The organism is Streptomyces sp. CBMA29 (assembly GCF_014596445.1).
Taxonomy (GTDB): domain Bacteria; phylum Actinomycetota; class Actinomycetes; order Streptomycetales; family Streptomycetaceae; genus Actinacidiphila.
Genome location: NZ_MECL01000081.1, coordinates 1 through 9776, shown reverse-complemented (window position 1 = coordinate 9776; position 9776 = coordinate 1). Strand labels below are relative to the sequence as shown.

General features: G+C 72.3%; 10 protein-coding genes. 6 read left to right on the top strand and 4 right to left on the bottom strand.

Annotated elements, in window-relative coordinates; genetic code table 11:
* From BGM09_RS12550 to BGM09_RS12530, 5 genes are all read left to right on the top strand, one after another.
* Positions 1-126, top strand: a 126-nt coding sequence (locus BGM09_RS12550) for an oxidoreductase C-terminal domain-containing protein (RefSeq protein ID WP_317452675.1), incomplete at its 5' end; no start/stop codon positions are given.
* Positions 127-191: 65 nt separating this feature from the next.
* Positions 192-566, top strand: a complete 375-nt coding sequence (locus tag BGM09_RS12545) for a helix-turn-helix domain-containing protein (RefSeq protein WP_188281610.1) — start codon at positions 192-194, stop codon at positions 564-566.
* A gap of 28 nt (positions 567-594) precedes the next feature.
* The gene (gene thiE, locus BGM09_RS12540) at positions 595-1260 is read left to right on the top strand and encodes a thiamine phosphate synthase (protein ID WP_188281609.1); all 666 of its coding nucleotides are present in this window, start codon (positions 595-597) and stop codon (positions 1258-1260) included.
* 400 nt (positions 1261-1660) lie between these two features.
* Positions 1661-2578, top strand: coding sequence for a methylenetetrahydrofolate reductase [NAD(P)H] (metF, locus tag BGM09_RS12535; RefSeq protein WP_188281608.1), 918 nt, complete (start codon positions 1661-1663; stop codon positions 2576-2578).
* Between the two features lie 44 nt (positions 2579-2622).
* Positions 2623-3585, top strand: a complete 963-nt coding sequence (locus BGM09_RS12530; protein ID WP_188281607.1) for a hypothetical protein — start codon at positions 2623-2625, stop codon at positions 3583-3585.
* 12 nt (positions 3586-3597) lie between these two features.
* On the opposite strand, the gene BGM09_RS12525 is transcribed toward BGM09_RS12530, so the two are convergent.
* The 4 genes from BGM09_RS12525 to BGM09_RS12510 all read right to left on the bottom strand — a co-directional run bounded on the left by BGM09_RS12525 (position 3598) and on the right by BGM09_RS12510 (position 9150).
* Positions 3598-5880 (bottom strand): terpene synthase family protein, encoded by a 2283-nt coding sequence (locus BGM09_RS12525; protein WP_188281606.1) that lies wholly within the window; start codon positions 5878-5880, stop codon positions 3598-3600.
* A 220-nt stretch (positions 5881-6100) separates the two neighbouring features.
* Positions 6101-7618 carry a phytoene desaturase family protein gene (locus BGM09_RS12520; protein WP_188281605.1) on the bottom strand — a complete coding sequence of 506 codons (1518 nt, stop codon included), beginning with the start codon at positions 7616-7618 and terminating at the stop codon, positions 6101-6103.
* Positions 7619-7646: 28 nt separating this feature from the next.
* Positions 7647-8255 (bottom strand): DUF4126 domain-containing protein, encoded by a 609-nt coding sequence (locus BGM09_RS12515; protein ID WP_188281604.1) that lies wholly within the window; start codon positions 8253-8255, stop codon positions 7647-7649.
* Positions 8256-8535: 280 nt separating this feature from the next.
* Entirely contained in the window at positions 8536-9150 is a 615-nt protein-coding gene (locus BGM09_RS12510; RefSeq protein WP_188281603.1) for a TetR/AcrR family transcriptional regulator, read from the bottom strand.
* Between the two features lie 164 nt (positions 9151-9314).
* Here BGM09_RS12510 and BGM09_RS12505 point away from each other — a divergent pair.
* The coding region (locus BGM09_RS12505; protein WP_188281602.1) for an SAV_6107 family HEPN domain-containing protein at positions 9315-9776 on the top strand (462 nt) is incomplete at its 3' end.

The following is a 9776-nucleotide window of genomic DNA, read 5'->3' as shown; positions in this document are numbered from 1 at the left end:
CTGCTGGCCGTGGACCGGCCGCGGGACCTGGCGCAGGCCCGCAAGCTGGTCGCCCGCGCGGCGGTGCTGGACCCGGCGCTCGCCGCCGACCCGGCGGTGCAGCTCAAGTCGGCGGCCCTGCGCTGAGCCGGGCGTCCCGCTAACGGCGCAGTGCCGCAGCGGTTGTCGGCGGCGGGTGGCACCCTTGTCCTGTGACTGTTTTCTCGTCGGTTGACGCACACATTGACGCTCTCGTCCCCTCGTGGCTCACGCTGCCCGAGGTCGCGGAGCGGCTCGGACTCGACATCACCCGGATTCGTCCCCTCATCAAGGAGGGCCAGCTCATCGCGGTCCGCCGCGGTGAGAACAAGGTGCTCATGGTGCCCGCGGACTTCGTCGGCGAAGGCGCCCTCACCAAGGGCCTGTCCGGCACCCTCACCGTGCTCAAGGACGACGGGTTCTCGGACGATGAGGCGCTGGAATGGCTCTTCACGCCCGACCCGAGCCTCCCCGGCACGCCCGCCCAGGCACTGCGCGAGAATCGCGGGACCGAGGTGAAGCGCCGAGCGCAGGCGCTCGCCGTGTAACCCGTACGCCTCAGGGGGAACCGCCCGCATGACGACCACCGCCGCCGCCACCGCCGTGGGCACCGCCCGTGACCGGCTCGCCGCCGCCCGGCTCTATCTGTGCACCGACGCCAGGACCGAGCGCGGCGACCTCGCCGCGTTCGCGGACGCGGCGCTGAGCGGCGGGGTGGACGTCATCCAGCTCCGGCACAAGGGCATCGAGGCGGGGGCCGAACTGGCGGCCCTCGCCGTCCTCGCCGAGAGCTGCCGCAGGCACGGCAAGCTCCTCGCGGTCAACGACCGCGCCGACGTGGCGCACGCGGCTCGGGCCGACGTCCTGCACCTCGGTCAGGGCGACCTGCCGGTCCCGGCCGCGCGTGCCATCCTCGGCGACGAGGTCCTGATCGGGCGCTCCTGCCATGCCCCTTCCGAGGTGGACGCCGCCGCCGTGGAGCCCGGCGCCGACTACTTCTGCACCGGGCCCGTCTGGCCCACCCCCACCAAGCCGGGGCGCCCCGCACCCGGTCTCGATCTCGTCCGCCACGCCGCGGGTCTCACGACCGACCGCCCCTGGTTCGCCATCGGCGGCATCTCCCTCGCCAACATCTCCCAAGTCCGCGCCGCCGGCGCCCGCCGCGTCGTCGTCGTCCGCGCCCTCACCGAAGCCGCCGACCCCGCCGCCGCCGCAGCCGCCCTCCGAGCCGCCCTCGCCTGACCCCTGGGCGGTGAGCCGAATCTTCTAGGGGCGCGGCCCCGGCGCGTCCACCTTGCGCAGGTGGGCGCTTTTCAGGGGCGCGGGGAACTGCGCGACCAGCCAGCGCGGTGGCGCGGGCGAAAAACCGGCTCCAATGGGGCAGACGCTGTTGTTTCCGGGCTGACAGCCCGGTGGGGGCGGGCCGCGCAGTTCCTCCCCCAGCTACCGCTGGGAGGTGCCCCCAGCGCCCATGAAAGGATCGGTGTACCGCCTCTCGCAGAGGCGAGGCAGGCGCGGGCATGGGCGCCAAGCCCACGCGGTGTCCAATCCTTGGACCGCCGGTGGCCGGGAAGTGGACGTACGAGGGCATATCACCCCGTCCGGTTACGGACGGTGGCCGACCGGGGCTAGCCTTCAAGGCATGGCTTTGGGGACACCTTCCACGCGAACCGACCGGGCGATCACGATCCGTGAACTCCTGGCGCGGGGCGAGCGCTCGTACTCGTTCGAATTCGCCGCGCCGAGGACGGAGAAGGGCGAGCGGACGCTGTGGAACGCGATCCGCAGGATCGAGGCGGTCGGCCCCACGTTCGTGTCGGTGACCTACGGCGCGGGCGGCTCCTCGCGGGAGGGCACGGTGCGGGCCACGGACCGGATCGTGTCGGACACGACGCTGACCCCGTGCGCGCACCTCACGGCCGTGAACCACTCGGTGGCCGAGCTGCGCAACATCATCGGGCAGTACGCGGACGCCGGAATCCGCAACATCCTGGCCGTGCGCGGTGACCCGCCGGGCGACCCGCTCGCGGAGTGGGTGCCGCACCCGGAGGGCCTGACGTACGCGGCGGAGCTGGTCCGGCTGATCAAGGAGTCCGGCGACTTCTGCGTCGGAGTGGCCGCGTTCACCGAGATGCACCCGCGGTCCACCGACCCGGTGCAGGACACCCGGCACTTCCTGGACAAGTGCCGCGCGGGCGCCGACTTCGCCATCACGCAGATGTTCTTCGACGCGCAGGACTACCTGCGGCTGCGCGACCGGGTCGACGCGGCGGGGTGCAGCACCCCGATCATTCCCGAGGTCATGCCGGTCACCAACGTCCGGCAGATCGAGCGTTTCGCGCAGCTCGGCAACGCCCCCTTCCCCTCCGACCTGGCGACACGCATCCTCGCGGTGCAGGACGACCCGGTCGCGGTCCGGGCGATCGGGATCGAGTTCACCACCGAGATGTGCCGCCGTCTGATGGCGGAGGACATTCCGGGGCTGCACTTCATTACTCTTAACCACTCGACAGCGTCGCTGGAGATCTACGAGAACCTCGGTCTGCACCAGCGGACGTGACCGGCTCGGTACAGTCGGCTCGGTCCAGTTAAGGAAGTGGGCGCATGGGCTACTCGGTGCTGTACGTCGCCTTCGGCATCGTCGCGCTGTGGCTGCTCGGCGAGGTGCTGCTCCAGTACAAGGCGCGGCTGCGCTATCGCGTGCTGGCCTTCGCCGGGTTCCTGGGCGTGGTCGTCGGCGTCTCCCAGCGCAATGTGATCATCATCGTGCTCGGCGCGCTCGCGTTCGGCGCGGGCCAGTCCTTCGTGACGCTCTCCTACAAGCGCGGCTTCTCCACCGGCTGGGCGCTCGGCGGGCGTCCCGGCTCGAGCCGCCGCCGCAGGAAGGGCGGGGTGACCGAGCCGGTGCTGGAGGTCAGCCCGGTCGAGGAGGAGTACCAGGAGGAATTCGCCGCCGCCCGGCAGCCGGGTCCGCCCGACGAACTCGACGCGGACGAGCCCGATCTGTTCGGCGCGCGGCAGCCGCTGAACCCCGGCCAGGTCTACCAGCCCTCCCCGATGCACGAGGACAGCGGCGAATACCCGGTCTACGACGGCCAGTCGACGTACACCCCCGACCCGTACACCAGCGGCGGCTACGAGGGGTACGGCGCGCAGGGCTATGCGGGCTGGGGCGGCGAACCCCAGCCCGCCGCGGCCTCCTACGCCGGTGACGGCTCCGACCAGTCCGGCTGGGGCGGCCACGAGTACGGCTACGACCCGGGCGCCTACCAGGAGCCCGCCCCCGCCCCCTACGGCTACGACACCCCGGCCGGCGGCGCCGAGCCCTACCCGTACCCGTATCCGCAGCCCCAAGCGCAGCCGCAGTACGAGACCTACGGCGGTCAGCAGGAGCAGCAGCAACAGCCGCTGGGCAGCGACCCGTACGGCTACCCGTACCAGCAGCAGCCCGACCCGCAGGCGCAGCCGTACATCCCCCAGCAGCAGTACCAGTCGCCGTACGAGCAGCAGCAACCGCCCCAGCAGGAGCAGCAGTACGCCGACCCGTACGACCCCTACCGCTACTGAGGATTCGGCCCGCTACCCGGCCTGGGCGCGGGCCGCGTGCAGCAGCGACGGCAGCCGGGCCGCCGCCGTGCCCAGGCCGTTGGGCGCGGCCCAGGTCCCGGCGGGCAGCAGGGCGGCCACGTGCGGGAAGTCCCGCCGCAGGGTCTCCTCCTCGTAGCGGTGGCAGCCCTCGTGCCAGGTGAGAATGCCCGCCAGCCAGTCGCGCAGCTCCTGCGCGTAGCCGAGCAGCACCTCGCGCGCCGCGTCGTCGAGCGCGAACTCCTCGAAGAGCGAGGGCAGTTGGTTCTCGGTGATGTGCTGGAACTCCTGCATCCGCGCGGCCATCAGATCCCCGACCACGTCCATCGCCTCCTGCGGCGAGCAGTCCAGGAAATTCTGCACGACGAGCACCGCGTTGTGGATCTCCCCCTCGAACTCGATCTCCTTGCGGTACGAGAACACGTCGTTGAGCAGGCAGGCGAAGTCGGCGGCGGCCACCTCCATGGACTGCACGGGGCGCGAGCGGTAGACGGCGTCCGGGAGCACGTCACCGTGGCCGATCCGCGACAGGCTCATCGTCAGGTCGGAGCCGAAGGTCTTGCGGCGCATCTCGATGTAGTCGACCGGGTCCGGCACCCGGTTCTGCTTCTGGTTGGCCAGCTCCCACAGCCAGCTCTCGCACATGTCCTCGACGGCCGAGCGGAACGTGCCCCGCGCGTCGGGCGACATCGGGCCCGCGGTGCGCCGCCACAGATCCGCGAGACCCCGCTCCAGCGCGCTCACCGGCGTGGGCGCCGGCTCGTCGCCCAGCGGCATGAACAGCGTGAACCGTTCGGTGGTCAGCCGGGCCGCTCCGGTGTCGGGCGACCGGCCGAAGACCAGCGGGTAGTAGTCGTCGCCGTAGGTGCCCCAGGTCAGCCAGTCCGTGGTGAGGTTCAGCTCCTCCGGCGAGGCCGCCGGGTGGATGCCCGCCGCGCACAGCGCGAAGTCGTAGTCGGCGAGCTTGCGTTCGTTCCACAGCCCGCCGGGAAAGGGGAAGCCGGGCTCCGCGTCGAGGATGCCCATCTCCCGGCCCCACTCCATGTTGTGCCGCCGGGCGGTGTCCAGATGCGGGCTGAGCGTGGTCTCGAACGGCATGTGGATCTCGGCGCGCCGGACCGTGTCGGTGCGCTGGTGCGGGGCGTGCGAGAAGGACCGGGCACGCTGCGGCAAGGTCGCGGCCAGCGAGTGCAGGATCTGCGCGGCCGAGGTGCCCAGGCCCGTCGGCCCGCCGATCGCGCCGCCGCCGACACCGGCGCCCGCGCCCACCGCGCGGGAACCGCCGTCCGCGCCGTTCATGTACCGGCTGGAGCGCATGTGCCACTCGTGGCCGCCCGACTGCCAGTCCTGGAGCCCCTTGACGTACGCGAAGACGCCGAGACGTTCCTGCGGGGTCAGGCCGAACTGCCCGAACAGCGGCTCCACTTCGGTGAACGCGGTGTGCTCGAACTGGTGCAGCCGCGAGGTCAGCAGGTCGTTCACCCGGTCCGCGGCCTGCTGGGTGGTCAGATCGAGGAACTGCTCTAGGACCAGGACGGCGTTGGAGAGTTCGCCCTCCTCCTCGATCTCCCGCTGGTACGAGAACAGGTCGTTGCGCAGGTGCACGCTGTCCGCGAAGCAGTCGCGCAGCACCCGCATCGGACGGCTCCCGGCGATCCGCGCCGGTACCTCGGCGCCCGCCGCGTGCTCGATCAGATTCGCCGACCAGGGCGCGCCGCCCACCTTGCGGCGCATCTCGATGTACTCGATCGGGTTCGAGACCCGGCCCGCGTTGATGTTGGACAGCTCCCAGAGGGACTCCTCCAGCAGGTAGTACGTGCTCTCGTGGAACCGCTCCCTGAAGTCCTGCGACATCGTCGGCACCGTGCGCGCCCACAGATCCGCGAGCCCTGCCTCGACCTGGTTGGTCGGCTCCGGCGCCGGCTGTCCGGGATCCACCGGCATGAAGGCGGGCAGCCGGTCCAGGTACGCCTTCGCTCCCTGCATGTCCTGGCTGCGCTTGAAGATGTCCAGGAAGTGGTCGTCGAAGAAGAACACCCACACGTACCAGTCGGTGACCAGCTCCAGTTCAGGACCCGACGCGTCGGGATGGGTGTACGCGCACAGCAGCGCGTAGTCGTGGGCGTCGTAGTCCGCCTCGTCCCAGATCCCCGAGCCCTCGATCATGTCCATCTCGCGGGCCCACGCCTTGGAGTGCTCCCTGGCCCGTTCCAGGTGAGGGTTGAGCCGCGCCGGATACGGCACGTAGAACTGCGGGAGTTCGAAGGGCTGCGGCATGCTTCGTACGGCCTTCCGCTCGGTGATCACGGGCCGCTGTTCACGCTAGGCGGCCACCGCGCGCCCCCGGAGCGCGCACCGGGCTTTTCCGTCCGATCGGTTGAATCCGGGCGGTGGTCCGCTTAAGGATCTCCGCGCCGGTAACGGGGGGCGGCAAGGGGCCGGCGGCGGACGGGAGTCCGCCGAGCGAGCCGTCGACGAATCCGCCGCGCACCCCCGTTCAACGGCTGCCGCCGGGCCCGCCCATGATCAGGTCCGCCACGATCGCGCCGGACATGCCCGCGTGCGGCAGCCCGCCGCCCGGATGGGCCCAGCCGCCGACCCGGTAGAGCCCCGGCAGGCGGTCGGCGTTGGGGGAGCGCAGCAGTGAGCCGTGCGCGCCCGCGAGCGCCGGGGCGGGGACCGAACCGCCCGGCGCGCCGGTCTCCCGTTCGGTGTCCGCCGGCGTTCTGACGATCCGCCACAACTCCCGCTCCCGCAGGCCCGGTACGGCTGCCTCCGCGGCGGCCACCGCCCGCCCGGCGGCGGTGTCGGCGACGCCGGGAGCCGTCCAGTCCAGGCCGCCCCGGCCGTGCGGCGGCACGGTCACCCGTACGGTGACCGCCTCGTGCCCGTCGTCCGGGCGCAGCGCGGGGTCGTCGGGCCGCAGCACCGTCACCGTGGGGACGGCGTCCCCCGCTCCGGGGGAGTCGAACACCCAGGCCAGCGCGCGCTCGCGGTCCGGGGCGTGCACGACCGTACGGTGCACGGCGTCGTCCGGGCGCGCGCCGCGCAGCGCCAGGTGGACGGTGAGGACGCCCGGCGGGCACGGCGGGCCCCAGCCGGGCCACTCGTCCTCGGACGCCCCGGGCAGCACCCGGTCCCGGTAGAGGGCGGGCAGCGGCGCGCCCGCCACCACGAAGTCCGCCTCCGCCGTACCGCCGTCTGCCAGTTCCAGCCCGGCGGCGCGGCCGTCCTTCTCCAGCACCCCGGTGACCTCGGAGCCGAACCGGAACTCTACCTTCCGTGCCAGGCAGCGCGCGTACACCGCGTCCGCCAGCGCCCGCAGCCCGCCGGGCACGTACCAGACCCCGAAGGTCTGCTCCACATACGCCAGTACGGTCGCGGAGGCGGGCGCGGTGCGCGGGTCGAGGCCGTAGTCGAGCGGATAGCTCTCCAGCAGCGCGGCCAGCCGGGGGTCGCGCAACTCGCCGTCCGCGACGGCGGACAGGGTCCGCGCCCGCGCGGCGCGCCGCAGCAGACCGCGCCGCCCGGCCGCCGGATACGGGTCCTCGCGCAGCGCGGCGGTCGCCTCGGACACCGCGTCCTCCAGGAGGGGCCTGCGGGCGGCCTCCCAGGCTTCCCGGGCGCGCAGCATGACCTCGCTCCACCGCTCGCCGTTTCCGGCGCCCAGAGCGGCGTCCAGCGCCTCCATGACCCCGGAGCGCGACGCGTTGGGCAGCGTCAGATCCGTACCGTCGGCGAAGACGTGGCGGCCCGCCGGATCGGCCTGCACCAGGCCGACCGACTGTTCGAGCGACTCCCGGCCGGTCTTGACGAACAGGTCGCGCTGCACGGCGGGCAGCAGCAGGAGACCGGGGCCGGTGTCGAAGGCGAAACCGTCCCTCTCGACCCGGCCCACACCGCCGCCGTACGTCGCCGACCGCTCGTGCACCACCACCCGGTGGCCGCCGACGGCGAGCCTGGCCGCCGCCGCCAGCGAGCCCATACCCGCGCCGATCACCGCAATCCCTGCCATGGCAGGGACTGTATCGGCGCGCCCCGCCTCAGGTGGGCGCCGGGGTGCCGTTCCGGTTCTTGCGCTCCTTGCGCTCCCTGCGGCGGCGCAGCGCCCGCCGGATCCGGGACAGCAGCAGGAGCACGACGGTCACGCCGAGCACCAGCAGCACCGCCGCGATGATCGCGGCGGGCAGCGGATGGAAGAGCGCGAAGGTGACGATGCCCGCGACGCCCAGGTCCTCGGCGAGGCTGACCACGATATTGCTCGCGGGCTCGGGCGAGGTGTTCACCGCCAGCCTCGTGCCCGCCTTGACCAGATGGCTGGCCAGCGCCGTGGACCCGCCGACCGCGCCCGCCGCCAGCTCCGACAGCGAACCGGACTGCCCGGCCAGCAGCGCCGCCACCACCGCGCCCGCGACCGGCCTGATCACCGTGTGCACGGCGTCCCACGCCGAGTCCACGTAAGGGATCTTGTCGGCCACCGCCTCGCAGAGGAACAGGGCAGCCGCGATCAGCAGCACATCGGTGCGCTGGAGCGAGGGCGGGACCTCGTCGGTGATCCCCGCCCTGCCCGCCACACCGAGCAGCAGCACGACGGCGTAGGCGTTGATCCCGCTCGCCCAGCCGCTGGTGAAGACCAGCGGAAGTACGGACATGCGCGGGACTCTAGCGAACCGCGCCCACCGCCACTGAGTGAAATCGCGCGGTCATGAGTATCGGTACCTAGACGCGCGGTTGAGTACGTTCGCGGATGGGGCGTCGGCCGGGAAACCGGAAGAGTGGGACCGCGGACGGGCTTCGGTGCCAGAACCGCCGACACGGGGCGGCGGAAGTACACCGGTCCGTACGTGAACGGGGGCGCACGGGGGGAGGCGCTGTTCTGGCACGGACCGGCGGGGGACCGGACCCTGCCATAACAGCGCACCCGCGGACCGCTCACTGGCGCGCCGAACACCCGCCGACCCTGCCCTGGAGCAGCCGGGACAGCGCCGCGTGCACCTCGTCGATACCGCGCTCCGGCTGGAACGCCTGCCAGTCCAGCGCGGCGACCAGCACCATCCCGAAGAGCGCGGACGCCGTCAGCGGTACGTCGATCTCGGCGTTCAGCTCACCCGCCGCCACGGCCTCGCCCAGCACCTTCTCGACCACGGCCACCGCCTCCTGACGCAGGATCATCAGCGTGTCCTGCCAGGTGCGGTTGGTGCGCCACAGCTCGGCCACGTAGAGCTGCGTGAAGGACGGGTAGCGCACGATGAAGCCGAGCCCCGCGTGGATCATCGCGTCCAGCGCGTCGACCTTGCTGCCGCCCTTGGCCTCCGCGTCCTGCGCGGCCTCGCGCAGCGAGACGGTCAGCAGACCCACGCCGTGCCGCAGCAACTCCTCGAACAGGTCGTTCTTGCTGGCGAAGTTGTAGTAGACGGTGCCTTTGGCGACCCCGGCCCGTTCGGCGATCTCGTCGACCGTGGTGGCGGAGAAGCCCTGTTCGGCGATGAGGGTGACGGCGGCCTCGTACAGCTTCTGACGAGTGGCCTGGCGTCGTGCGGTGGTCATGGTGCCGATTCTGCCTGTCCGGCGTCCGGCATGTTCACCGGGCACGTTCACCCGGCGGATTCCGGCCACCGCGCGAATGTCCCGTTTTCGGACGTTACCCCAGGTCAGGACCGATTGTCAGTGGTAGCCCCCACTATGGGTGGCACGGAGAAAGGAGGCTCGCCATGGCAGCTCCCGTAAGCGACATCCATCCTGTGCTGCGCCGCGCCACCGCGTCACCCGCCGCCCTTGACCTGCTCACCCAGGCACACCTCGGCCTCGAAGAGGCCGCCGTCCTGGAGACTCCGAACGAGCGCTACGCCACCGCCCACCTCGCCGCCCTGCGCACCGCCGCCGCGGTGCTCGCGGTACGCGGCCGACCCGAGCCCGCCCCGCGCCGCCGCCAGCGGATACGCACCGCCTGGGAGGTGCTGCCCGAGGTCGCGCCCGAACTGGCCGAGTGGAGCGCCCTGTTCGAGGCGGGCGCGGCCCGCAGGGCCCGCGCCGAGGCCGGCATAGCCGGAGCGGCGGGCCCGCGCGACGCCGACGACCTGCTGCGCGCCGCGACCATGTTCCTGCGCCTGGTGGAGCGCATGCTGCTCCTCCAGCCCGCGCTCGCGGGCAAGCCGCCCCTGATCCCTGCCCCC

Excerpts from the sequence above, each read along its gene's own strand:
- BGM09_RS12515 (WP_188281604.1), bottom strand. The coding sequence starts at position 8,255 with ATGTCCGTACTTCCGCTGGTCTTCACCAGCGGCTGGGCGAGCGGGATC.
- metF (WP_188281608.1), top strand. The coding sequence starts at position 1,661 with ATGGCTTTGGGGACACCTTCCACGCGAACCGACCGGGCGATCACGATC.
- BGM09_RS12520 (WP_188281605.1), bottom strand. The coding sequence starts at position 7,618 with ATGGCAGGGATTGCGGTGATCGGCGCGGGTATGGGCTCGCTGGCGGCG.
- BGM09_RS12530 (WP_188281607.1), top strand. The coding sequence starts at position 2,623 with ATGGGCTACTCGGTGCTGTACGTCGCCTTCGGCATCGTCGCGCTGTGG.
- BGM09_RS12525 (WP_188281606.1), bottom strand. The coding sequence starts at position 5,880 with ATGCCGCAGCCCTTCGAACTCCCGCAGTTCTACGTGCCGTATCCGGCG.
- BGM09_RS12510 (WP_188281603.1), bottom strand. The coding sequence starts at position 9,150 with ATGACCACCGCACGACGCCAGGCCACTCGTCAGAAGCTGTACGAGGCC.
- thiE (WP_188281609.1), top strand. The coding sequence starts at position 595 with ATGACGACCACCGCCGCCGCCACCGCCGTGGGCACCGCCCGTGACCGG.